This window comes from Pseudomonas sp. Z2-11 (genome assembly GCF_054161305.1).
This window is the reverse complement of record NZ_CP096395.1, coordinates 1,204,042-1,227,557: the sequence shown is the minus strand read 5'-3', so window position 1 is coordinate 1,227,557 and position 23,516 is coordinate 1,204,042. Positions and strand designations below refer to the sequence as shown.

Annotated in this window: 19 protein-coding genes and 1 pseudogene; 11 read left to right on the top strand and 9 right to left on the bottom strand. The window is 62.9% G+C overall.

What is annotated here, in order from left to right:
- Positions 1-368 precede the first annotated feature (368 nt).
- From M1E16_RS05320 to M1E16_RS05295, 6 genes are all read left to right on the top strand, one after another.
- The gene (locus tag M1E16_RS05320) at positions 369-1,892 is read left to right on the top strand and encodes a fumarate hydratase (RefSeq protein ID WP_305496463.1); all 1,524 of its coding nucleotides are present in this window, start codon (positions 369-371) and stop codon (positions 1,890-1,892) included.
- Positions 1,893-2,204: 312 nt separating this feature from the next.
- Entirely contained in the window at positions 2,205-3,968 is a 1,764-nt protein-coding gene (locus M1E16_RS05315; RefSeq protein ID WP_458129367.1) for a sensor histidine kinase, read from the top strand.
- Entirely contained in the window at positions 3,961-5,295 is a 1,335-nt protein-coding gene (locus tag M1E16_RS05310; RefSeq protein ID WP_458129366.1) for a sigma-54-dependent transcriptional regulator, read from the top strand. The genes M1E16_RS05315 and M1E16_RS05310 overlap by 8 nt, the downstream gene beginning before the upstream one ends.
- Positions 5,296-5,584: 289 nt before the next feature.
- A complete protein-coding gene (locus M1E16_RS05305; protein WP_305496467.1) occupies positions 5,585-6,904 on the top strand; it encodes an MFS transporter in 1,320 nt (439 codons plus the stop codon).
- 136 nt (positions 6,905-7,040) lie between these two features.
- Positions 7,041-7,259 (top strand): hypothetical protein, encoded by a 219-nt coding sequence (locus M1E16_RS05300; RefSeq protein WP_458129365.1) that lies wholly within the window; start codon positions 7,041-7,043, stop codon positions 7,257-7,259.
- A gap of 194 nt (positions 7,260-7,453) precedes the next feature.
- Complete coding sequence (locus M1E16_RS05295) at positions 7,454-8,074, top strand: flavin reductase family protein (RefSeq protein WP_458129364.1); 621 nt, start codon at positions 7,454-7,456, stop codon at positions 8,072-8,074.
- 161 nt (positions 8,075-8,235) lie between these two features.
- Here M1E16_RS05295 and M1E16_RS05290 read toward each other — a convergent pair whose 3' ends face one another.
- Positions 8,236-8,469, bottom strand: a complete 234-nt coding sequence (locus tag M1E16_RS05290; protein ID WP_458130282.1) for a hypothetical protein — start codon at positions 8,467-8,469, stop codon at positions 8,236-8,238.
- A 40-nt stretch (positions 8,470-8,509) separates the two neighbouring features.
- Positions 8,510-8,863, bottom strand: a complete 354-nt coding sequence (locus tag M1E16_RS05285; RefSeq protein WP_458129363.1) for a putative quinol monooxygenase — start codon at positions 8,861-8,863, stop codon at positions 8,510-8,512.
- 327 nt (positions 8,864-9,190) lie between these two features.
- Here M1E16_RS05285 and M1E16_RS05280 point away from each other — a divergent pair, with 327 nt between their 5' ends.
- Positions 9,191-10,120 (top strand): AraC family transcriptional regulator, encoded by a 930-nt coding sequence (locus tag M1E16_RS05280; protein WP_458129362.1) that lies wholly within the window; start codon positions 9,191-9,193, stop codon positions 10,118-10,120.
- 141 nt (positions 10,121-10,261) lie between these two features.
- On the opposite strand, the gene M1E16_RS05275 is transcribed toward M1E16_RS05280, so the two are convergent.
- Positions 10,262-11,893, bottom strand: coding sequence for a 5-guanidino-2-oxopentanoate decarboxylase (locus M1E16_RS05275; RefSeq protein WP_458129361.1), 1,632 nt, complete (start codon positions 11,891-11,893; stop codon positions 10,262-10,264).
- A gap of 110 nt (positions 11,894-12,003) precedes the next feature.
- On the opposite strand from M1E16_RS05275, the gene M1E16_RS05270 reads away from it, so the two are divergent.
- Complete coding sequence (locus M1E16_RS05270) at positions 12,004-12,885, top strand: LysR substrate-binding domain-containing protein (RefSeq protein WP_458129360.1); 882 nt, start codon at positions 12,004-12,006, stop codon at positions 12,883-12,885.
- Positions 12,886-12,945: 60 nt separating this feature from the next.
- On the opposite strand, the gene M1E16_RS05265 is transcribed toward M1E16_RS05270, so the two are convergent.
- The gene (locus tag M1E16_RS05265; protein ID WP_458129359.1) at positions 12,946-13,965 is read right to left on the bottom strand and encodes an alpha/beta fold hydrolase; all 1,020 of its coding nucleotides are present in this window, start codon (positions 13,963-13,965) and stop codon (positions 12,946-12,948) included.
- A gap of 135 nt (positions 13,966-14,100) precedes the next feature.
- Positions 14,101-14,703, bottom strand: a pseudogene (locus tag M1E16_RS05260) (5-methyltetrahydropteroyltriglutamate--homocysteine S-methyltransferase); the annotation flags it as partial.
- 175 nt (positions 14,704-14,878) lie between these two features.
- On the opposite strand from M1E16_RS05260, the gene metR reads away from it, so the two are divergent.
- A complete protein-coding gene (gene metR / locus M1E16_RS05255) occupies positions 14,879-15,796 on the top strand; it encodes a transcriptional regulator MetR (protein WP_053124730.1) in 918 nt (305 codons plus the stop codon).
- A 144-nt stretch (positions 15,797-15,940) separates the two neighbouring features.
- Here metR and M1E16_RS05250 read toward each other — a convergent pair whose 3' ends face one another.
- From M1E16_RS05250 to M1E16_RS05235, 4 genes are all read right to left on the bottom strand, one after another.
- Complete coding sequence (locus tag M1E16_RS05250) at positions 15,941-16,438, bottom strand: N-acetyltransferase family protein (RefSeq protein WP_458129358.1); 498 nt, start codon at positions 16,436-16,438, stop codon at positions 15,941-15,943.
- The gene (locus M1E16_RS05245; protein ID WP_434602926.1) at positions 16,435-17,073 is read right to left on the bottom strand and encodes a LysE family translocator; all 639 of its coding nucleotides are present in this window, start codon (positions 17,071-17,073) and stop codon (positions 16,435-16,437) included. The genes M1E16_RS05250 and M1E16_RS05245 overlap by 4 nt, the downstream gene beginning before the upstream one ends.
- Before the next feature lie 23 nt (positions 17,074-17,096).
- Positions 17,097-17,513 (bottom strand): NUDIX hydrolase, encoded by a 417-nt coding sequence (locus M1E16_RS05240; RefSeq protein WP_458129357.1) that lies wholly within the window; start codon positions 17,511-17,513, stop codon positions 17,097-17,099.
- Between the two features lie 214 nt (positions 17,514-17,727).
- Entirely contained in the window at positions 17,728-19,095 is a 1,368-nt protein-coding gene (locus tag M1E16_RS05235) for an HD domain-containing phosphohydrolase (RefSeq protein ID WP_434695732.1), read from the bottom strand.
- 226 nt (positions 19,096-19,321) lie between these two features.
- On the opposite strand from M1E16_RS05235, the gene M1E16_RS05230 reads away from it, so the two are divergent.
- Both M1E16_RS05230 and M1E16_RS05225 read left to right on the top strand, forming a co-directional pair.
- Complete coding sequence (locus M1E16_RS05230; RefSeq protein ID WP_458129356.1) at positions 19,322-21,613, top strand: GGDEF/EAL domain-containing response regulator; 2,292 nt, start codon at positions 19,322-19,324, stop codon at positions 21,611-21,613.
- Complete coding sequence (locus M1E16_RS05225) at positions 21,610-23,484, top strand: EAL domain-containing protein (RefSeq protein ID WP_458129355.1); 1,875 nt, start codon at positions 21,610-21,612, stop codon at positions 23,482-23,484. Before M1E16_RS05230 ends, M1E16_RS05225 begins: the two co-directional genes overlap by 4 nt.
- The last annotated feature ends 32 nt before the right edge of the window (positions 23,485-23,516 follow it).

The following is a 23,516-nucleotide window of genomic DNA, read 5'->3' as shown; positions in this document are numbered from 1 at the left end:
CGTCAAAGCAATGGCCCAGATTGACGCATCTGCTGGCTCCGACGCGGTCCCCGTGGCGAGGGAGCTTGCTCCTGCTCGGCCGGGCTGGCGCTCCAATGCGCAGCGACCGCAAAATCCTGGGGCCGCTGCGCAGCCCAGCGGGAGCAAGCTCCCTCGCCACGGGTTTGGTGACGCTGCCTTCAGGCCGCAGGTCGCCATCGCGAGCAAGCTCGCTCCCACAGGCTGCGTGCCTGCGATATACTGCCGCGCCTTTTTAGCGTCGCGCCAGCATGCCCGGCGTGCCTTATAGAGGTGCCGCCCGTCGACCGATGCACCCAAGCGGCCGGCACCTTATTGAATGTTCCCGTCTTTAGAGAGGAGCGCGACTCATGACCGTGATCAAGCAAGATGACCTGATACAGAGCGTCGCCGACGCCTTGCAGTTCATTTCCTATTACCACCCCGTGGATTTCATCCAGGCGATGCACGAGGCCTACCTGCGCGAAGAATCGCCGGCGGCCCGTGATTCCATGGCGCAGATCCTGATCAACTCACGCATGTGCGCCACCGGCCATCGGCCGATCTGCCAGGACACCGGTATCGTGACCGTGTTCGTGCGCGTGGGCATGGACGTGCGTTGGGATGGCGCGACCATGGGCCTGGACGACATGATCAACGAGGGCGTGCGTCGCGCCTACAACCTGCCGGAAAACGTCCTGCGCGCATCGATCCTCGCCGACCCGGCAGGCGCGCGCAGGAACACCAAGGACAACACCCCGGCGGTCATCCACTACTCCATTGTCCCGGGCAACACCGTGGAAGTGGACGTGGCGGCCAAGGGCGGCGGCTCCGAGAACAAGTCGAAGATGGCCATGCTCAACCCGTCCGACTCCATCGTCGACTGGGTACTCAAGACCGTTCCGACCATGGGCGCCGGCTGGTGCCCACCGGGCATGCTCGGCATCGGCATCGGTGGCACCGCCGAGAAAGCCGCGGTGATGGCCAAGGAAGTGTTGATGGAATCCATCGACATCCACGAGCTCAAGGCCCGCGGCCCGCAGAACCGTATCGAAGAGATGCGCCTGGAGCTGTTCGAGAAGGTCAACCAACTGGGCATCGGCGCCCAGGGCCTGGGCGGCCTGACCACCGTGCTCGACGTGAAGATCATGGACTACCCGACCCACGCCGCCTCCCTGCCGGTGTGCATGATCCCCAACTGCGCCGCCACCCGTCATGCCCACTTCGTGCTCGACGGCAGCGGCCCGGCCTCGCTGGAAGCGCCACCGCTGGACGCCTACCCGGAAATCGTCTGGGAAGCCGGTCCGTCGGCGCGGCGCGTGAACCTCGACACCCTGACCCCGGAAGAAGTGCAGAGCTGGAAGCCGGGCGAAACGGTATTGCTCAACGGCAAGATGCTCACCGGTCGCGACGCGGCGCACAAGCGCATGGTCGAGATGCTGAACAAGGGTGAAACCCTGCCGGTGGACCTCAAGGGCCGCTTCATCTACTACGTTGGCCCGGTCGACCCGGTCGGCGACGAAGTGGTTGGCCCGGCCGGCCCGACCACCGCCACGCGGATGGACAAGTTCACCCGCCAGATCCTCGAGCAGACCGGCCTGTTGGGCATGATCGGCAAATCCGAGCGCGGCCCGACCGCCATCGAAGCGATCAAGGACAACAAGGCGGTCTACCTGATGGCCGTCGGCGGTGCCGCTTACCTGGTGGCCCAGGCGATCAAGAAATCCAAGGTCCTGGCGTTCGCCGAACTGGGGATGGAAGCGATCTACGAGTTCGAGGTCAAGGACATGCCGGTGACCGTTGCGGTCGACAGCAAGGGCGAGTCGGTGCACATCACCGGTCCGGCGATCTGGCAGCAGAAGATCAGCGAAAGCCTGGCGGTCGAAGTGCAGTAACGCGCATTTTACCGTTGTGAAAAAGGCCGGTGGGGCGACAAGCTCACCGGCCTTTTTTTGTGATACCACAATCAAAACCTGTGGGAGCGAGCCTGCTCGCGAAAGCGCTTTGTCAGTCGACATCAATGCAGAGTGTTCCACCGCATTCGCGAGCAGGCTCGCTCCCACAAGGGATAGGGTGTGAATCGAAATACAGTGATCACCGCAGACCACAGTGTGGGAGCGAGCTTGCTCGCGATGGCGGCGGTGCAGGCCCGAAGCCGATCCAGCATGCTATCTTGCCCGCCCGACTTTCCACTGGTTTACGCCAGCATGCCGAATACCCGTACCCTGCGCCTGTCGCTGTACACCCTGCTGATTCTCACTGGCGCTGCCATCGCCGCCGCTCTCGCCGTGCGTCACGCCGAACGCGCGGCCCTGGAAGAGGACGCCAGCCGTGCCAGCCAGCAACTGGCGCTGTACGCCAACTCCCTTCATACCCTGATTGAACGCTACCGCGCCCTGCCCTCCGTGCTGGCGCTGGACCCACAACTGCGCGATGCCCTAAAGGGCCCGGTCAGTGCGGCGCAACAGGATGAACTGAATCGCAAGCTGGAAAAGATCAACGGCGCCGCGCAGTCCTCCACCCTGGAATTGCTGGACCATACCGGCCTGGCCGTGGCGGCCAGCAACTGGCGGCTGCCGAGCAGCTATGTCGGCCACAACTATGGTTTTCGTCCCTATTTCATCCAGACCCGCACCCAAGGCACCGGGCGGTTTTATGCCGTGGGCGTAACCAGTGGCATCCCCGGCTATTTCCTGTCGAGCGCGGTAACCGGCGACAACGGCGAGTTCCTCGGCGCCATGGTCGTGAAGCTGGAGTTCCCCGAGCTGGAGCGGGAGTGGCGCCAGGGCAGCGACACCTTGCTGGTCAGCGATGCGCGCGGCATCATTTTCATTGCCAACCGCCCGGGCTGGCGTTATCGCCACCTGCGCCCACTGGCCGACAGCGACCGCGCCGAACTCAAGGCTACCCGTCAATACGACAAGCAACCGTTGCAGCCCCTGGCCTTCGATCCGCTGCGACGCTTCGACGACAACAGCCATCTGGCCCGGGTCGAAGCGCCCGATGGCACGGCGGACTATCTCTGGGAATCCCTGCCGTTGACCGGCGAAGGCTGGACCTTGCATTTGTTGCGCAGGCCGCAGATCGCCTTTGAAGACCTGCGCAACGCCGGGCTCGCCGCCGCCGGGTTGTGGCTGGCGCTGGTGTTCCTGTTGCTGTTTCTCAATCAGCGCTGGCGCCTGGCAAGACTGCGTCAACGCAGCCGCGAGGAACTCGAACGGCTGGTGGAGGAACGCACGCGTGAACTGCACACTGCCCAGGACGGCCTGGTGCAATCGGCCAAGCTCGCGGCCCTGGGGCAGATGTCGGCGGCACTGGCCCACGAGATCAACCAGCCGCTAACCGCCCAGCGCATGCAGTTGGCGACCCTGCGCCTGTTGCTTGACCATGGCCGGATCGATGACGCCTACAAGGCGCTCAAACCGGTGGATGACATGCTCACGCGCATGGCGGCTCTCACCGGCCACCTCAAAACCTTTGCCCGCAAAAGCCCGAGCGGCCTGCGAGAGCGCCTGGACCTGGCAGCGGTGGTCGACCAGGCCCTGCAATTGCTGGAGACACGCCTGCGCGATGAACACGTCAGCACGGTGTTGCACCTGGCCCGCCCGGCCTGGGTTCGCGGCGACGCGATCCGCCTCGAACAGGTGCTGATCAACCTGCTGCGCAACGCTCTCGACGCGATGGTCGATCAACCGATCAAGCGCCTGGAAGTGCGCCTGCAGGCCGATGAGCAACTGTGGTGCCTGACGGTGAAAGACAGCGGCGGCGGAATTGCCGAAGAGCACCTGGCCCAGGTGTTCGACCCCTTTTTCACCACCAAGGCCGTCGGCGATGGCCTGGGCCTGGGCCTGGCGGTGTCGTTTGCGATCATTCATGAATCCGGCGGGCGGCTGACAGCGGGCAATCACGAAAACGGCGCGGTATTCTGCGTCTCCTTGCCCATCGATCCGGAGGCGCCGTTGCATGCTTGATTCGGTCATAGTCGTCGATGACGAGAGCAGTATCCGCAGTGCCGTGGAGCAGTGGCTGAGCCTGTCCGGATTCCGCGTGCAGTTGTTCAGCCGCGCCGAAGACTGCCTGGTGCAGTTGCCGGAGAATTTTGCCGGGGTGATCCTGAGCGACGTGCGCATGCCTGGGCTCAGCGGCCTGGAACTGTTGGCCGAAGTACGCAAGCGCGACCCCGACCTGCCGGTGATCCTGTTGACCGGTCACGGCGATGTACCGATGGCGGTGGAAGCCATGCGCGACGGGGCCTACGACTTCCTGGAAAAACCCTTCAGCCCTGAAGCCCTGCTGGGCAGCCTGCGTCGCGCCCTCGATAAACGTTTCCTGGTGCTGGAGAACCGGCGACTGCACGAGCAGGCCGACGCCAGGGCCCGGCTGGACACCACGCTGCTGGGCGTCTCCCGGCCTTTGCAGAACCTGCGCCGCCAGGTGCTGGACCTGGCGACCCTGCCAGTCAACGTGTTGATTCGCGGCGAAACCGGCAGTGGCAAGGAACTGGTCGCCCGCTGCCTGCATGATTTCGGCCCAAGGGCGAGCAAGCCTTTCGTGGCGCTGAACTGTGCGGCCATTCCCGAGCCGCTGTTCGAGGCCGAACTGTTCGGCCATGAAAGCGGCGCGTTCACCGGCGCCCAGGGCAAACGCATCGGCAAGCTCGAATATGCCGATGGCGGCACGCTGTTTCTTGATGAAATCGAAAGCATGCCCCTGGCGCAACAGGCCAAGTTGCTGCGGGTTCTGCAGGAAAAGAAACTCGAGCGCCTGGGCTCCAACCAGAGCATCCCGGTGGACCTGCGCATCATTGCCGCGACCAAACCGGACCTGTTGGACGAAGCCCGTGCCGGGCGCTTTCGCGAAGACCTGGCCTATCGCTTGAACATTGCCGAACTGCGCCTGCCGCCGCTGCGTGAACGGCGCGAAGACATCCCCTTGCTGTTTGAACATTTCGCCTACAGCGCCGCCGAACGCCTGGGCCGCCCGGCAACGCCGCTGAGCGGCCCGCAACTGAGCCATTTGCTCAGCCATGACTGGCCGGGCAACGTCCGCGAGCTGGCCAACGTCGCCGAACGCCAGGTGCTGGGCCTGGAGCAGCTGCCCGCCGAGGATGCGGCGCCCGGCCAATCCCTGGCGGCCCGGCAGGAAGCCTTCGAAGCGCAATGCCTGCGCGCCGCCCTCACGCGACACAAGGGCGACGTGAAAGCCGTGCTCGAAGAACTGCAACTGCCGCGCCGTACCTTCAATGAAAAGATGCAGCGGCATGGGTTGAATCGGGAGATGTTTTTGCAGGAGAGCTGATTTTTCCGCTGCCTGCTCTGCCCTCTTCGCGAGCAGGCTCGCTCCCACAGGGACCTGCGAATACTGAACCCATGTGGGAGCGAGCCTGCTCGCGAAGAGGCCGCCCGATACATCACTTGATAAGCGGATTTCCGCCCAACCCCTTAGCCACAATAAGCGGATTTCCGCTTAGACGCCGCCATCAACCCCTCTAAACCGGCCCTCCGCCACCTGGCACAGCTCCTGCTATAGCCCTGTCAGGCTGCGTTCACACGCGCTCCACAAAAACAATTAAACGAAGGATCCTTCAATGGATAACTCCAACGCCCTGCCCATTGGGTCGGCTGCCGTGCCCGCCCGTGAAAGAACCACCGCCAGCCGGATCAAATCGATCTTCAGCGGCTCGGTCGGCAACATGGTCGAGTGGTACGACTGGTACGTCTATGCCGCTTTCTCGTTGTACTTCGCCAAAGCCTTCTTCCCCAAGGGCGACACCACCGCCCAACTGCTCAACACCGCCGCGATCTTCGCCGTCGGCTTCCTGATGCGCCCGATCGGCGGCTGGCTGATGGGCCTGTATGCCGACCGTGCCGGCCGCAAGCGCGCGTTGATGGCCTCGGTGTACCTGATGTGCTTCGGCTCGCTGATCATCGCCCTGAGCCCGAGCTACGAAACCATCGGCGTCGGCGCGCCGATCCTGCTGGTCTTCGCCCGCTTGCTCCAGGGCTTGTCAGTGGGGGGCGAGTACGGCACGTCGGCCACCTACCTGAGCGAGATGGCGACCAAGGAACGGCGTGGTTTCTTCTCCAGCTTCCAGTATGTGACCCTGATCTCCGGCCAGCTCATCGCCCTCGGCGTGCTGATCGTGTTGCAGCAGGTCCTCACCACCGAGCAACTGTACGCCTGGGGCTGGCGCATCCCGTTCGCCATCGGCGCGCTGTGCGCGGTCGTGGCGCTGTACCTGCGTCGCGGCATGGAAGAAACCGAGTCGTTCACCAAGAAGGAAAAAGCCAAGGAAAGCGCGATGCGCACCTTGATGCGTCATCCAAAGGAACTGCTGACCGTGGTCGGCCTGACCATGGGCGGCACGCTGGCCTTCTACACCTACACCACCTACATGCAGAAGTACCTGGTGAACACCGTCGGCATGAGCATCTCCGACTCCACCACCATTTCCGCCGCCACGCTGTTCCTGTTCATGTGCCTGCAACCGATCATCGGCGGGCTGTCGGACAAGATCGGTCGCCGGCCGATCCTGATTGCCTTCGGCATCCTGGGCACGTTGTTCACGGTGCCGATCCTCACCACCCTGCACACCATCCAGACCTGGTGGGGCGCGTTCTTCCTGATCATGGCCGCGCTGATCATCGTCAGCGGCTACACCTCGATCAACGCGGTGGTGAAAGCCGAGCTGTTCCCTACCGAGATCCGCGCCCTCGGCGTCGGCCTGCCGTACGCCCTGACCGTATCGATCTTCGGCGGCACCGCCGAATACATCGCGCTGTGGTTCAAGAGCATCGGCATGGAAACCGGCTACTACTGGTACGTGACGGGCTGCATCGCGGTATCGCTGCTGGTCTACATCACCATGAAAGACACCCGCAAGCACTCGCGGATCGTGACGGACTGATAGTCAAGGCGTAGCAACAGAAGGGGCTGACCTCGCCAGGTTCGCCCCTTTTTCGCTCCAGGTTTTCGAGATTAATTCTCACTTAATGACCGCACTTCATTCTCATCTCCATCAAAACATTGATTGGAGCATGACCATGAAAACCCAACTCATTTTCGCCCTGACTCTCTCCGTATTGGCCTCCAGCGCTTTTGCCGACGACGGCTTCGACCGCACCGGCACCGCCGCTTTTATCGCCGGCACCCATGACCGCAGCGGCTCGGCCGCTGTTGCCAGACAAGATGAAAATCACGCCACCGAGCCGACCGTCGCAACACAGGGCGCCGACCGCGCCGATGCGGCGTCCACCAACTGATTCCAGCCATCACCCGACACTGTGGGAGCGAGCCTGCTCGCGAAGACAATGGCACAGTCGGCATCCCAGCCAACTGATCCAGCGCTTTCGCGAGCAGGCTCGCTCCCACACGGGTTCTGGGTTGCTGACAAAACCGGTCGGCGCCTGCACTATCCTCGGATACCGTTCAAACCGATCCCAGGACCTACGCCTTCATGCCCGATGACATCCATTTCTACGAACCCGCCAACGGTCACGGCCTGCCCCACGATCCGTTCAACGCGATCGTCGGTCCACGGCCCATTGGCTGGATTTCTTCCCAGGACGGCGAAGGTCGCCTGAACCTGGCGCCTTACAGTTTCTTCAACGCCTTTAACTACGTTCCGCCGATCATCGGTTTCTCAAGTGTCGGGCGCAAAGACAGCCTGAACAATATCGAGCAGACCGGGGAGTTCGCCTGGAACCTGGCCACCCGCCCGCTGGCCGAGCAGATGAACCAGAGCTGCGCAATGGTCGCGCCAGAGGTCGATGAGTTCGAACTGGCAGGTTTGACAACCGCCCCGTCGCGGGTGATCCAGGTGCCGCGCGTGGCAGAGAGCCCGGTGTCCTTCGAATGCAAGGTCACGCAGATCATTCAGCTGCAACGTGCCGACAAGGCGCTCGTACCGAGCTGGCTGATCCTCGGCGAAGTCGTCGCCGTGCACATCGCCAAGTGGCTGTTGAAGGATGGGGTATACGACACCGCCGCCGCCGAGCCGATTTTGCGCGGTGGCGGGCCGGCGGATTATTTCCAGCTGGGGCCGGAGGCGTTGTTCAGGATGCATCGCCCGAAGTGAGACCTGCACGATCACCCGTGGCGAGGGAGCTTGCTCCCGCTGGATGCGTCAGCATCCCCTACGGTGTGATGGCCAGAAAGCAGGGGCCGCTTCGCCCGAAGCGTCGGACCGGCCCAGCGGGAGCAAGCTCCCTCGCCACAAAAGCAATCCTCAAATGCCGATTACCAGATCAGGTCGCCTTCGTCGTCGACACCCTGCAGGTGAGTCAACTGCTGGGCAGCCGCTTCATCGGCTTTGAAAGCAGTCTCGAACGTCTGCTCTTCGAGCACTTTATTGAAACGCGGCGCGCCGGAACTGCCGATGGCCTTGGTGGCAATGGCCGCGTGGTAGCCGCCACCCTCCTTTGGGACAACAGCGGAAACAGCTTCAAAAGTTTCAAAGGCTTTGCGTGCCATAATGCGCATCCTGGCGGTTGGAATGACCGTCATTAAACCTTCAACCGGCCAGTTTGTGTACCTTCGCCATGCACCCTTCGGTCGCCTTGGCGGCAGACACCTCGCGAAAGGTATGGAAATCCAGGCTGCTCACCACCAGGTCCTGCACCAGCTCGGCGAAGATCGCCATCGCCGGGGAATTGAAGTAGGCCTCCATCGCCTGCTGGTGGGACCACAGCCCGGACACCAGCCACAAATCGGCGTCGCATTGCGATTGCTGCAAGGCGAAGTGCAGGCAACCGGGAGCTTGCCGCGACGGGGTGATCAAGGTACTCAAGCGCGCACCCAATTGCTGGCTGCGGCCGGCTCGTGCCCGCACGAAAGCCATGTGACTGACGGGGATCTGTGTAGTCATGTTCAACCCTCCCAGGTGATCCGTTGTGCAGCCGGGGACGGGCTGCGACAGGATCAAAGGTTAAGCGCCCCGACGCCAGCTTCGTTAGTCGATTCCTGCCGACACATTGCACGATCCTGCCCGCAGATGCCGCCGACCTGGCTTGGAACCGACACAAACAGCGCAACTTGAAACAAAAGGTTTCAAGCAAGTTTCGAGCAGGTTGCGCCGTCCCGATCCGACATGCCGTGCAGGATCAGGCAAGCTTTCAACAGGATGTTGCTACCGCTGCGCCTTGCACAAATTTAAGCTGCGTCCATCGCATCCCTATCATCCGAGGATTTCGGCATGTCGCCACTCGATCACGCCCACGTCCCGCTGGACACTTACCTGGAACAACAGCGCGCCGAGCTGGCATCGATCATCGAACGCAATACCAACGAGGACGGCAGCTACGCCACGGCCATCGGTTCGCTGCACCTGTCGCGCCACAGCCAGCCGCATAGATTTGCCCCGGTGCTGGCCCAACCGGCGCTGTGCATCATGGCCCAGGGCAGCAAGCAGGTACGCCTGGCAGACGAACTGTTCAACTACGATCCGTTGCACTACCTGGTGGTCTCGGTCTCGATGCCATTGAGCGGGTGCATCGCCGACGTGTCGCCCGAACAGCCGATCCTGGCGCTGCGCCTGGACATCGACCCGGCGGAAATCACCGCGCTGATCGCCGACGCCGGTCCCTTGGGCGTACCGACCCGCCCCGCCGGTCGCGGCCTGTATGTCGAACGCCTGGACACGCCGATGCTCGATGCCGTGCTGCGCCTGGCACGGTTGCTGGACAGCCCGAAAGACATCGCCATGCTCGCGCCACTGGTGCGCCGGGAAATCCTCTATCGCCTGCTGCGCAGCCCGCAAGGCTACCGGCTGTATGAAATCGCCATTGCCAACAGCCAGAGCCATCGCATCAGCCAGGCGATCAAATGGCTCAACGGCCATTTCGAACAGCCGCTGCGCATCGACGACCTGGCCCGGGAAGTCAACCTCAGCGTCTCGACCCTGCACCATCGTTTCAAGGCAATGACCGCCATGAGCCCGTTGCAGTACCAGAAGCAATTGCGCCTGCAGGAAGCCCGTCGCCTGATGCTGGCCGAAGGGCTGGAAGCCTCGGCGGCAGGGTATCGCGTGGGTTATGAAAGCCCGTCACAGTTCAGCCGCGAATACAGCCGGCTGTTCGGCGCGCCGCCGCTGAGGGATCTGGCGCGGTTGCGGATGACCGTATGATCTGTACTTTGTGCTGACTGGGCCGGCCTCATCGCGAGCAAGCTCGCTCCCACAGGGATCGGCGGTGAACGCAACATTTATAGCCAACAGAGATTCCCATGTGGGAGCGAGCTTGCTCGCGATGGGGCCAGTAAAGGCACCTCAATACTTCGCCGCCCAAAGGTCCTGATCAATCTCGATCAACGTCGGCCCCTGCCGCTCACGTGCAGCAAGCAACGCCACCCGCAATGACGGCACATCCTCAACCGCCTCGGCATCACAGCCCAACGCCTTGGCGACGCCGATGAAATCCGGCGTGTAGATGTCCACGCCCACCGGTTCGATGGCACGGTTGACCATGTATTTCCTGATCTCTTCGTAGCCCTGGTTATTCCACAGCAACACGATCACCGGTACCCGCGCTTCCACGGCGCTGGCCAGTTCCGGCAGGCTGAATTGCAGGCCGCCATCGCCGATCAGGCACACCACCGGCGGGCGTCCATGGGCGTTATCGACACCGCCAAGCCAGGCGCCGATCGCCGCCGGCAATGCGTAGCCGAGGGTGCCGTAGCCGGTCGAGGAATTGAACCAGCGGCGCGGCTGTTCGAGATTGAAGGTGAGGTTGCCGGTGTACACCGGCTGGGTGGAATCGCCGACAAAAACCGCGTCAGGCAGCGTCTGTAAAACGCTGTCGAGAAACACGGTCTGGGCGCGAGTCGGTGCATCCCATAGTCGGTCGAGTTCAGCCCACAACCGCGCGACACGCGCCGCTCCCCAGTCGTCCTGGCGTGCGGCGGGCGCTTGCAGGCTCGGCGCGTCGAGCAAGCTGCGAGCAGCACTTCGCGCATCGGCCACCAGCGCCAGTTTCGGTGGGTAATTGCGCACGGTCTGGTCGGGGTCGATGTCGACGCGCAGCAGCGTACCGGGAATCTCGAAGCCACCGGCGAAGGTCACGTCATAGTCGGTCTCGGCCAGTTCGGTACCGATGGCCAGCACCACATCGGCCTCGGCCACCAAGGCCCGGGTCGCGACCAGGCTCTGGGTAGAGCCGATCAGCAACGGGTGCCGGGACGCCAGCATGCCCTTGGCATTGATGGTCAACGCCACCGGTGCACCGAGGCGTTCGGCCAGTTCTGTCAATTCGGCTGCTGCATCGATGGCGCCCCCGCCGGCAAGAATCAGTGGCCGTCTGGCCGTCGCCAGCAATGCCGCCATCTGCTCCACGGCGTCTGGCGCGGCCCCGGCGCGGCTGACCCGGACCGGTGCGCTGCGCAACAGCGCATCGGCGTTCTCAACCAGCACGTCCAGCGGGATTTCGATGTGCACCGGCCGTGGGCGCCCGGCCTGGAACACGGCAAAGGCGCGGGCCAACACGCCGGGCAACTCGGCAGCCGACATCAACGTATGGGAAAACGCCGTCACGCCGCCCACCAGCGCACTCTGGTTCGGCAGCTCATGCAGCTTGCCGCGCCCGCCGCCCAACTGGCTGCGCGACTGCACGCTGGAGATCACCAGCATCGGGATCGAGTCGGCATAAGCCTGGCCCATGGCGGTGGCGATGTTGGTCATGCCCGGCCCGGTGATGATGAAACACACGCCCGGCTTACCGCTGACCCGCGCATAACCGTCGGCCATGAACCCGGCGCCTTGCTCGTGACGCGGCGTCACATGACGGATGCTCGAACGGGCCAGGCCGCGATACAACTCGACGGTGTGCACGCCAGGAATGCCAAACACCTGCTCCACACCGTAAGCTTCGAGTAACTTGACCAATACTTCGCCGCACGTCGCCATTGCCATCGCCTTTTTCTTCGGGAATGGCGTTATTGGAACGGTCGGGCCATAGCGACAACAATCGATAAAAAGTCATACTAGCCATGTCTTCAAGTCATGGCTCGGCCTCAATGAAACGACTTCCTCCACTGCCGGCGCTACACACCTTCCTGATCACCGCCCAATGTTGCAACTTCACGCGCGCGGCGGAACTGCTGCATATCACTCAAGGTGCGGTGAGCCGACAAATTGCCGGGCTGGAAGCGCACCTGGGTTACGCGCTGTTTCACCGCCAGGCGCGTGGCCTGAGCCTGACCGCCGAAGGCCAGGCGTGGCTGCCGCGGGTGCAGCAGGTGTTCGGCCTGATCGGCGAGGCGCTGGAGCAGATCGGCGAGAAACGCCAGGCCCTGCAACTCAAGGCGCCGACCTGCGTGATGCGCTGGTTGCTGCCGCGCCTGTTGCAATGGCAAAAGGAGCGGCCAGACGTGCCGGTGGAGCTGACCACCACGGTCCGGCACGGCGTGAATTTCCAACAGGAAACCTTCGACGCGGCGGTCGTCTACGGCCCGCCGCCCGATGCCTCGTTGGCCCGCCTGCACCTGTTCGATGAACAACTGACGCCGGTCTGCTCCCCGCCGCTGCTGGAAGGCCCCGCACCGTTGCGCTCGCCCGCCGACCTGCAACAGCACTTGCTGCTGCACCCCACCACCGACGAGCGCGACTGGAACGCCTGGCTCGCCGAGGCCGGCGTCCACCTGAACAACGTCAGCAAGGGCCAGCATTTCGAAACCCTGGACCTGGCGATGTCCATGGCGTCTCAAGGCACAGGCGTGGCGATTGGCGACTGGTCGCTGATCGGCGACGACCTCAGCGCCGGCAGGCTGGTGGCGCCGTTCGAATTGAAGGTCAGGACCGGGCTGGGTTATCACCTGGTGCATCCGCGCAAGGCCCAGGTGTCTGGCCAGTTGCAGGAATTGATGGAATGGCTGGTGAAGCAGGCTCGCGCACGGTAGCCCCCCTTGTGGTGAGGGAGCTTGCTCCCTCACCACAAGGGATCGTGCGAGTCTTGAAGATCAAAGCAGATTCGGTGCCTGCGCCGGCTCGACCTGCGCCCAGTGCGAGGTGTCTTCGCGGTGCTGCTGCAAGTAGGGCAACACCGCGCCCAGCAAGGGTTCCTTGAAGGCCTCTTGAAAGCGATGGGCCAGGCCTGGGATCAGTTTCAACTGGCTGCCACGAATATGCGCCGCCAGATGCACACCATGCATCACCGGCAGCAACGGATCGGCGGTGCCATGGACCACCAAGGTCGGCACCTGCAATTGATTGAGCAGCGCCACCCGACTCGGCTCGGCCAGGATTGCCATGATCTGACGCTTCACACCTTCGGGGTTGAAGGCCCGGTCGTAAGCCACGGCGGCTTGATGCAGCAAGGCCTGCCGGTCATCGACCACCATCGGGCTGCCCAGCGCGGCGAGCAGGTCGGCCTGTTGCTCAAGCGCCACTTCACGATTCGGCGCGCTGCGTCGTGACAGCAACTGCACCAGCGTTTCACTGGGCGCCGGCAAGCCTGCGGCGCCGGAACTGGTCATGATCAGGGTCAGGCTCTCGACCCGTTGCGGCGCCATCGCCGCCATGTGCTGGGCGATCATCCCGCCCATGCTTACGCCCAGTACATGGAAGCTTTGCACCTGCAAGGCATCCATCAAGCCCAGGCCATCGCCGGCCATGTCGGTCAAGGTATAAGGCGCGGCCACCGGCAAGCCAAGCTTGTAGCGCAAGGCTTCGAAGGTCAGGTTGGCAGTGCCGGGGGCCTGGCGCCAGGCGGACAGGCCCACATCCCGGTTGTCGTAGCGAATCACCCGGAAACCCTGTTCGCAGAGCGCCACCACCACTTCGTCCGGCCAATGGATCAACTGACCGCCCAGCCCCATCACCAACAGCAGCGCGGGATCCGAAGCACGGCCGATGCTCTGGTACGCCAGGCTTACCTGGTCCAGGTCGACCCGTTGGGTCGCGACGTTGACATCACAACGAGAAGCCGCCAACGACGGCAGGCCGCACAACAATGCGGCCAGAAAAATGAATACACGCATGAACAAACACCAGAACGCAGAACCCCAATAGAGCGCAAGTCTGATGAAGTTTGTTCAAGCGCGCTGCCACAGTTGCGTGACAGTTTGATGAAGATTGCCGAGTGGTTATCTGAATTGCTGAGCACCCGTGGCGAGGGTACTGACCCAAAGGTTCTCGCCGAAGCGTTCCCGGGCCGGTCGCAATTGTGCCAGCGCCTGTTCCAGTTCACAGCGCCAGGCGTTGCGGCCATTGACCAGGCCCACCGACAGGATCTTGTAGGTCGGCAGGCGATCGAGCACCTGGCCGAGTTGTTCCGGCGCACGCACGGCGTCGACGTGCAGCCCATCCACCGGCAGGCCCGCCGCCAGGCCGAGGTTGTCTTGCAGGCCACTGAAACAGGTCGCCAGCAATTTTTTCAGCGGTGAATACTGGAGGATGTGGTAGGCCCGCTCGAAGGCACTTCGCCAGGCCAGCGGCAGGTCGAGGGTGAGGATCGGTTCATCGATCTGCACCCACTCCACGCCCTGAGCCTTGAGGCGATTGAAGATTTCGCCGTAAACCGGCAACAGGCTTTCCAGCAGGTCGAGTTTGTCGAAGTCACCGCCCTTGGCCTTGCCCAGCCACAGGTACGTCAGCGGGCCGATGATCGCCGGCTTGACTCGATGCCCCAGCGCATGGGCTTCGTCGACCTCGTCGAACAGGTGCTCCCAGCTCAGCGCGAAGGTCTGCCCGGCGGTAAACTCCGGAACCCGGTTGTGGGCTTGCCGCACGGGGCGGCGATCGGCGCCGATGCGAAGAAAACCGAGGGTATGGGCCAGGGCCATGGTGAATGTCCTTCTGTAAAAGATGGCGACATTGTCGACAGCTGGACCCACATGAGACAAACTCAACCTTTTCGTGTTGATCACAAGTTTTACTCATGGAGCCACCCCGGTGCTTGAACTCCGTCACCTGAAGACCCTGCACGCCCTGCGCGAAGCCGACAGCCTGGTGGAGGCCGCCGAACGCCTGCACCTGACCCAGTCCGCGCTATCCCACCAGTTCAAGGAACTGGAGGAGCGCCTGGGCATGCAGCTGTTCGTGCGCAAGACCAAACCGGTCCGGTTCACCAGCGCCGGCCTGCGCCTGTTGCAACTGGCGGATGCCGCCCTGCCATTGCTGCGCAGCGCCGAGCGGGACATCGCGCGGCTGGCCGGCGGCACCGCCGGGCGTCTGCACATGGCCATCGAGTGCCACAGCTGCTTCCAATGGCTGATGCCGACCATCGACCAGTTCCGCGATGCCTGGCCGGAAGTCGAGCTGGACCTGGCCTCGGGCTTCGCCTTCGCCCCGCTGCCGGCCCTGGCCCGGGGCGACCTCGACCTGGTGGTCACTTCCGACCCGCTGGAGCTGGCGGGCATCACCTATGTGCCGCTATTCACCTACGAGGCGATGCTCGCGGTGGCGAACCAGCATCGACTGGCGGGCAAACCGTACATCGTGCCCGAAGACCTGGTCAGCGAAACCCTGATCACCTACCCGGTGGAGCGCGATCGGCTGGACATCTTCACCCGTTTCCTGGAGCCGGCCGACATCGAACCGGCCCAGGTTCGCACCTCCGAGCTGACGGTAATGATGATGCAACTGGTAGCCAGCGGCCGGGGCGTCTGTGGCATGCCTCACTGGGCACTGCATGAATACAGCTCACGGGGCTACGTGAAGGCCAAGCGGCTGGGGGAGAAGGGTCTGTTCGCCACGCTCTACGCGGCGGTGCGCACCGACATGCTCGACGCGCCGTACATGCGCGATTTTTTGCTGACGGCCAAGGACACATCGTTTTCCACCCTCGACGGTGTCAGTGCCGTGCGCTGAATGCTTTTGTGGCGAGGGAGCTTGCTCCCGCTTGGGCGCGAAGCGGCCACAAGAAAGGGTCTGCTACGCACTGGAGCGCCAGCCGGCCCAGCGGGAGCAAGCTCCCTCGCCACAAAAGCTCCATCACTCCAATCTTCGGTGAGATCAGAGTTCAAGCCACATGTGGATCTTGTCGAAATACTCATCGCCCACGCGAATCGCCATCGGTTCGAGCCCGTACAAAACGAAGCCGCAACGCTGGTAAAGCTTGACGGCCGGGTCGTTGCCGGCGGTGACGGTCAGTTGCACCAGCCGCAGAAAGGCGTGACGACGGGCTTCGTCGAGGGCCGCCTGGACCAACTGCTGGCCAAGCCCCCCTTGGCGATGGGCTGCGGCGAGGTACATGCCGAACAGGGTCGCCTTGTGCCTGGCCTTCAACCGAGGCTCCAGGGACAGGCCGACGATACCCACCAGTTCGTCCTCCACGAATGCCCCGAGGATCACATCGAGCCGGCTGGTCAGGCGTGACTCCCACCAGTTGATGGGCAGCGTCGCCCGCTCACTGGCACTGGAGGTGAAAGCCTCTGGATGCAACTCATAGGCCTGGAGCATCAACTCCCGATAGCCCTGGGCATCAGCCACCTTCAGCCGTCGGATGTTCACGCCGAGCGCCGTTGCTCAAGCATCAGTCGCAGCGCCAGCGCACCGAGAACAAACCCCATGAAATAGCGCTGCGCCGCCAGCCAGGTCGGGTTGTGAACAAACCACGAGGCGATGCCGGCGGCGAACAGTGCGATCAGCAGGTTGACGCTGAAGCTCACGCTGATCTGAGTCAGCCCGAGGATGATGCTCTGGGTGAACAGCGAGCCGTGCTCCGGGCTGATGAACTGCGGAAACACCGAGAGGTAGAACACCGCGATCTTAGGGTTCAAGGCACTGGTGAGAAAACCCATGGTGATCAGTTTGCGGGTCGAGTCCGCCGGCAACTGCTGGGCCTGAAAAGGCGAGCGAGCCCCCGGCTTCACCGCTTGCCAGGCCAGCCAGAGCAGATAAAGCGCACCGGCCCACTTGAGGATTTCATAAGCCATCGGCACTGCCAGGAACACCGCCGTCAGCCCCGCCGCCGCGGCGAACATGTGCACGAAGAAGCCCGCCACCACGCCAAGCAAGGAGGTGACGCCGGCCTTGCGGCCCTGGCAGATCGAACGGGAAATCAGGTAGATCATGTTCGGGCCGGGCGTGAGCACCATCAACAACGCGGCGGCGGCGAAAATCAGCAGGTCCGGCAATGGAATCATGGCGTCAGTCCTTGAGTTTTGAATCAGCAGGTCGCGAGACAAGTGGCTCGATAAAACGGCAGGATCACCTCGCCTGTCAACGGCGCCAGCAACAAATCGCCGGTGCCGGCCGGATCGATCCAACACACTTCCTCGATCTCGGCGGCGGGAGAAACCTGAGCATCGATGTCCAGCAAAAACACTTCGGCCTGCACGGTAAAACCCGGCTCGTTGGCGGCCGGCGCGCTGAACTGTCCAAGGTGACGAGCATGCGCCGGGTCGATCCTCAGCCCGAGTTCCTCCTCCAGCTCCCGAGCCAGGGCCTGGACCGGTTGTTCATCGGCCTCGATCTTGCCACCCGGCTGCATGAAGGCCTGGGTGCCGCGCTTGCGTACCAGCAGGGTCCGGCCGTCAGGGCCGATGAGCAGGGCGGCGGCGATACGGATGAGAGCAGTGGTCATGGTCAAAAAGGCCTCGGGCGGAAAATGCCGGGGCAGGTTACAGGGGCCGGCGGTGGGAGCAAAGCCTGGCTTCCCCCTCCAACCCAACACAATTCCCCTGTGGGAGCGAGCCTGCTCGCGAAGACCGAGTGTCAGTCAGACTATTTTGACTGACAGAACGCTTTCGCGAGCAGGCTCGCTCCCACAAGGAACCGCAGTGGTAGCTGGAGCGGTTTCACCCCAAAATCGGCTTCGGCACCGAAGGATCCGCTTCCTCCTCGGGGATCTTGACGAACACGCTGTACCGCGCCCCTTCCATCGCCTCGAAGGCGATGAGTTTTTCGATCAGCGGAGCACTCATGACCTTGCCGGCATTGAGCAACAGCATCCCGTTGTCGGCATTGAGATTGCGGGCCAGGACCATGCCGGCCGCCAGCTCGCGGGTGGTCACGACCTTCACCGTCGGGTCGGACAAGGTCACGTCTTCCAGGTACTCGGCGCAGGCCTTGATGAAGTCCTCGACCATGTTCGGGTCGTACAGCTTGCCGGCGTATTTGCGGATGTAGACCAGCGCTTCATCGCTGTTCATCTGCCGCTCCAGGATCAACCCGCGCTGCAATTCGATGAAATCCACCGCCAGTTTCAACAGCCGCGAACCGAACGGAATCGCCTCGCCCTTGAGGTGATCGGGGAAACCGCTGCCGTCCCAGCGCTCCTGGTGATGGAGGATGATGCGCGCCGCGTCCTTCATCGGGTCGAGGGTCATCAGCAGCGATTCACTCTGCTTCGGATAGGCCCGGTACAGTTCCAGTTCGCTGTGGTGCAGCATGTCGGCGGGCGTGACCATCATGTTATCGGTCCAGCTCAGCTTGCCGATGTTGTAGAGGGCGGCGGCCATGGTCAGGTCGCGGTCGGTGGACTCGTCGAGAAAATTGAGCCGGCTGTAGACCCGGATCAATTCGATGATCTGCCGGTTGGTCTGCTTGGCCTTGGGCAGGCGCAGGTTGGCGATCAGCGAGAACACTTCGGTGCCAGTCACGTAGCTGCGCTTGAGCTCTTCGTAGGCCAGGTCGAGCATATCGGCGGTCTGCTGCAGCTCGGCGGTGCGCGACGCCACGCGTTTTTCCAGCGTGGCGTTGAGGGTCTTGAGTTGCTGGTTCTGCTCGCGGTTCAACGCTTCGAGGCGCTGACGCTCGCTTTCCGAATGCTGGTGGGCCAAGGCCTGGCGCAGGGCCTGCACCAGTTCCTCGTCATTCCAGGGTTTGCTGAGGTAGCGATAGAGCTGCCCCTCGTTGATGGCCTTGGTCATCATGTCCACGTCGGCGTAGCCGGTGAGCAGGATGCGCAAGGTCGATGGATACAGCTTGCGGATTTCCGCCAGCAGCGTGGCGCCGTCCATGTTCGGCATCCGGGCGTCGGTCATCACCAGGTCGACCGGCCGCTCCTTGAGGATTTCCAGGGCCTTCGCACCGCTGTCGGCCAGCAGGATTTCATACGGCTGGCTGCGCAACAGCCGGCGCAGGCTGTTGAGAATCGACTCTTCGTCATCCACCAGCAACACCGTCGGCTTCGCAGCAGGAACGTTCGACGATTGATCTTCCATTGGCACCCCCTCCTATTGACGATCACCGTTCTACCTTACCCCTGACAGACAGGCTAGTAGATAGCGGACATTTAGACACAATTCGCCACCATGCACCGCGCGGTTTCCTTGAGCCGACTATGCTGTACCTCATGAAGGGCCAAGTACAGGCCGAATACTCATGCCAGCGAAAGGGATATCAGATGTTCCCACGGTTCCATAGTCAGCATCTCGACGGTGCACGGCCATGAGCCTGCCGATGGATAGATCCAATCGGCGGATCCTGATCGTCGACGACACGCCAACGATTCATGAGGATTTTCGAAAGATCCTCGCCCCCCATGTGATCCCCGAAGACAGCCTGAGCAGCGCCGAAGAAGCCTTGTTCGGCGCACCGGTGGTGATCGCCGCCCAGAGTTTCGAGCTGGAGTCGGCATTCCAGGGCATGGAGGCCTTGAGCAAGGTGGAAACGGCCCTGGCCCGGGGTAAACCCTTCGCCATGGCCTTTATCGACATGCGCATGCCGCCAGGCTGGGACGGTCTTGAAACCATCGAGCGGCTGTGGCGCGTCGACCCCAAGCTGCAAGTGGCACTGTGCACCGCTTATTCGGATTACTCCTGGGAGGACATCGCCGATCGCCTGGAATTGGGTGATCGCCTGCTGATCCTGAAGAAACCCTTCGACGCCATCGAGATCCGCCAGATGGCGAGCACCCTCACCGTCAAATGGCAGATGACCGAAGACGCGGCGCTGAAAATGGACATGCTCGAACGGGCCGTGGAGGAACGCACCCGGGAACTGGCCGACGCCAATATCATCGTGCAGAACAGCCCGACCATTCTTTATCGCCTGCGTGGCGAGCCGCCGTTCCCGCTGATGTACATCTCGCACAACATCACCAAGTTCGGCCATGTCGCGGCGCAACTGATCAGTTCGCCGGACTGGGCGCAAACCCTGATCCACCCCGACGATCAGGGCAAGGTCCAGGAGGCCATGGTCCGCGTCCTGGACCGCGACACGGCCGGGGCGTCCATCGAGTTTCGCATGCGCACCGGAGACGACACCTTTCGCTGGGTGGAGAACCGCTACATTCCAGTGCGCAATGAACAAGGCCTGCTGCTGGAAGTCGAGGGCATCATCCTCGACATCACCGAGCGCAAAGTGGCCGAGGAAAAGATCGCCCTGCTCGCCCGCACCGACGGCCTGACCGCGCTCGCCAACCGCGCCACCATGATCGAGCGCCTGCACCAGGCGTTCGCCGCCGCGCGCCGGGGGGCGGCGCCGTTTGCGATGTTCTACCTGGACCTGGACCACTTCAAGCGCATCAACGACACCCTCGGTCACCCCATCGGCGATCTGCTGTTGCAGGAAGTCGCGGCGCGCCTCAAGGGCTGTACCCGGGAAAACGACGTGGTGGCGCGCCTGGGCGGCGATGAATTCGCCATCCTGCAACTGGATGTCCACGAAGCGACGCACTGCGCCGCGCTGGCCGGCAAAATCCGTGACGCGCTGGTGGCGCCCTATTTCCTGGACGGCAACGATGTGCGCATCTCGGTGAGCATCGGCATCAGCCTGTACACGCCACAAAGCCTGAGCGCCGACAGCCTGATGGCGCAGTCCGACATGGCCCTGTACCGCTCGAAAGAGAAGGGCCGCAACCAATATCACTTCCACAACGAAGAGATCAATCAGGAAGTCACCGACCGGGTCGCCCTGGCCAATGACCTGCGCCAGGCCATCGAGAACAACGAACTGCATTTGCACTACCTGCCGGAAGTCGACCTCGGCACCGGCAAGATCCTCGGCATGGGCGTGCAGGTGCGCTGGAACCACCCCGAACGCGGCTGGCTGGAGCCGGCGGCGTTCATGCCTGCCGCCGAGAAAACCGGGATCATCATCGGCCTCGGTCACTGGGTCCTGGACCAGGCCTGCCAGCAGATGCGCCAATGGCGCGACCAGGGCATGGCGCCGCCGGTGATCGCCATCGACCTGTCCCTGACCCAGCTCAAGACCGGCCCGGAACTGATCTACGACGTGCTGCGCACCACCGCGCGCTGGGAGCTGGCGCCCTGGGACCTGCGCTTCGATGTCACCGAAGCGACCCTGGCCCAGACCAAATGGACCCACAACGACGTGCTGCCCCGCCTGTGCGAACTCGGCGTGCAGGTGGCCATCGATGATTTCGGCACCGAGTATTCCTCGTTCGATTATCTGAAGACCTACCGGGTCAACCATCTCAAGCTCGCCCAGCGATTCCTCGACAGCGCCAACGCCGATCCGGAGAACGCCACGACCCTACGGGCGATCATCAACTTTGCCCGGGACGTCGGCATCGGCATCATTGCCGAAGGCGTCGAGACCCAGGAACAACGCACCACCCTGATGTCCAGCGGCGGCTCGATGCAGGCCCAGGGGCATTACTTCAGTACCGTGGTCGACAGCGACCAGGCGGCCGCACTGCTCAAGGCCGGTACCATCGTGCCGGTGGCGGACCACTGGACCCGGCCGGCCAGCCAGCTATCGGAGAGCAACCCATGAACCCCATGTCGGTACCTGCCAACCGGCGAATCCTGGTGGTGGACGACACGCCCGCCATCCACCAGGATTTTCGCAAGATCCTCAGCCCCAGCGCCGGCAATGACGATTCGCTGGACGACACCGAGAGCCTGCTGTTCGGCACACCGCAGGTCAATCGATTGCAATTCCAGATCGACTCGGCCTATCAGGGCGAGGAAGCGCTGGAGCTGGTCAAGCGCGCCCAGGCCGAGGGCCAGCCGTATGCGCTGGTATTCGCCGACATGCGCATGCCGCCGGGCTGGGACGGCCTGCAAACCATCGAACAGCTGTGGAAAGCCGACCCGCGGCTGCAAATTGCCCTGTGCACCGCGTATTCCGACTATTCCTGGGAAACCATGTCCGAACGCATCGAATTCGACGACCAGTTGCTGATTCTCAAGAAACCGTTCGACACCCTGGAAATCCGCCAGATGGCCAGCGCCATGACTTGGAAATGGCAACTGGCGCAAGACGCAGCGCGGAAGATGCGCAGCCTGGAGCGCACGATCGAAGAGCGAGTCCAGGAACTGCTCAAGGTTTCTCACCTGCTGCAATACGACGTCCTCACCGAACTGCCCAACAGCATGCTACTCGGCGACCGCCTGACCCAGGCCCTCGCCCAGTGCCGCCGGCATGACCGGCAGCTGGCGGTGATGTTCATCGGCCTCGACCGCTTCAAGCGCATCAACAATGCGCTGGGCCATCCGGTGGGCGATGAAATGCTCAAGCGGGTGGCACGCACCCTGGCCACCGTGGTGCGTGAATCCGACTCGGTGTTTCGCTACGGCTCCGATGAGTTCGTGGTGATCCTCGGCGACGTCGCCGATCCGCAATTGATCAAGGGCGTGGCGGAAAAACTGCTCGCGGCGATCAACTCTCCGCACCCCATCGACGGCCATGACCTGACGGTGACGGCGAGCCTGGGCATCAGCGTGTACCCGACCGACGGTTTCGACGCCGTGGCGCTGATCAAGAAAGCCGAGACGGCAATGCGCAACGTCAAGGAAACCGGCCCCAACGACTACCGCTTTTTCACCGAGGACATGAACCGCCGGGCACGGCAGCAGCAGACCATCGAATCAGGTTTGCGCCTGGCGCTGCAACGCAAGGAATTCGTGCTGCATTACCAACCCAAGCTCGATCTGACGAGCGGCACGGTGGTCGGTGTCGAGGCGCTGGTGCGCTGGAACCGGCCCGACCAGGGGCTCGTCTATCCGTCGGATTTCATTCCGGTGGCCGAAGACAGCGGGCTGATCGTACCGCTGAGCCAGTGGGTGCTCCAGGAAGCCTGCCAGCAGGCCTGTCGTTGGCAGGCAGATGGCATGCGGCCGCTGTACCTGTCGGTGAATGTCTCGGCGATCGATTTTCGCCAGCGCGGTTTCGTCGAAGGCATTGCGCGCACCCTCAAGGAAACCGGCCTGGACCCGACACAGTTGGAACTGGAGATCACCGAAAGCGTGCTCATGCAGAACATCGATACCACCGTCGCTACCCTCAAGGCCATCAAGCAACTGGGGGTACGGCTGGCCATCGATGACTTCGGCACCGGCTATTCGAGCCTGAGTTACCTGCAGAAATTTCCGGTGGACGTGTTGAAGATCGACCAGTCGTTCGTCGGCGACCTGAGCATCGACAGCAACGACGCGAAACTGGTGAGCACCATCATCAGCCTGGGCAAGAGCTTGAACCTGCACATCATTGCCGAGGGTGTGGAAACCCGCGAGCAACTGGCGTTCCTCAAGGCGCACCAGTGCGAGGAAGCCCAGGGCTATTACTTCAGCAAGGCCGTGGAGCCGCAGGCCTTTGCCCAGTGGATGGCGGCATGGGAAAAAAAACCGAATCCGTTTTCATGAGCAATTGAGTCCATAAACCGAAGTTTCAAGGA

Excerpts from the sequence above, each read along its gene's own strand:
- M1E16_RS05320 (WP_305496463.1), top strand. The coding sequence starts at position 369 with ATGACCGTGATCAAGCAAGATGACCTGATACAGAGCGTCGCCGACGCC.
- M1E16_RS05315 (WP_458129367.1), top strand. The coding sequence starts at position 2,205 with ATGCCGAATACCCGTACCCTGCGCCTGTCGCTGTACACCCTGCTGATT.
- M1E16_RS05310 (WP_458129366.1), top strand. The coding sequence starts at position 3,961 with ATGCTTGATTCGGTCATAGTCGTCGATGACGAGAGCAGTATCCGCAGT.
- M1E16_RS05305 (WP_305496467.1), top strand. The coding sequence starts at position 5,585 with ATGGATAACTCCAACGCCCTGCCCATTGGGTCGGCTGCCGTGCCCGCC.
- M1E16_RS05300 (WP_458129365.1), top strand. The coding sequence starts at position 7,041 with ATGAAAACCCAACTCATTTTCGCCCTGACTCTCTCCGTATTGGCCTCC.
- M1E16_RS05295 (WP_458129364.1), top strand. The coding sequence starts at position 7,454 with ATGCCCGATGACATCCATTTCTACGAACCCGCCAACGGTCACGGCCTG.
- M1E16_RS05290 (WP_458130282.1), bottom strand. The coding sequence starts at position 8,469 with ATGGCACGCAAAGCCTTTGAAACTTTTGAAGCTGTTTCCGCTGTTGTC.
- M1E16_RS05285 (WP_458129363.1), bottom strand. The coding sequence starts at position 8,863 with ATGACTACACAGATCCCCGTCAGTCACATGGCTTTCGTGCGGGCACGA.
- M1E16_RS05280 (WP_458129362.1), top strand. The coding sequence starts at position 9,191 with ATGTCGCCACTCGATCACGCCCACGTCCCGCTGGACACTTACCTGGAA.
- M1E16_RS05275 (WP_458129361.1), bottom strand. The coding sequence starts at position 11,893 with ATGGCGACGTGCGGCGAAGTATTGGTCAAGTTACTCGAAGCTTACGGT.
- M1E16_RS05270 (WP_458129360.1), top strand. The coding sequence starts at position 12,004 with ATGAAACGACTTCCTCCACTGCCGGCGCTACACACCTTCCTGATCACC.
- M1E16_RS05265 (WP_458129359.1), bottom strand. The coding sequence starts at position 13,965 with ATGCGTGTATTCATTTTTCTGGCCGCATTGTTGTGCGGCCTGCCGTCG.
- M1E16_RS05245 (WP_434602926.1), bottom strand. The coding sequence starts at position 17,073 with ATGATTCCATTGCCGGACCTGCTGATTTTCGCCGCCGCCGCGTTGTTG.
- M1E16_RS05240 (WP_458129357.1), bottom strand. The coding sequence starts at position 17,513 with ATGACCACTGCTCTCATCCGTATCGCCGCCGCCCTGCTCATCGGCCCT.
- M1E16_RS05235 (WP_434695732.1), bottom strand. The coding sequence starts at position 19,095 with ATGGAAGATCAATCGTCGAACGTTCCTGCTGCGAAGCCGACGGTGTTG.
- M1E16_RS05230 (WP_458129356.1), top strand. The coding sequence starts at position 19,322 with ATGAGCCTGCCGATGGATAGATCCAATCGGCGGATCCTGATCGTCGAC.
- M1E16_RS05225 (WP_458129355.1), top strand. The coding sequence starts at position 21,610 with ATGAACCCCATGTCGGTACCTGCCAACCGGCGAATCCTGGTGGTGGAC.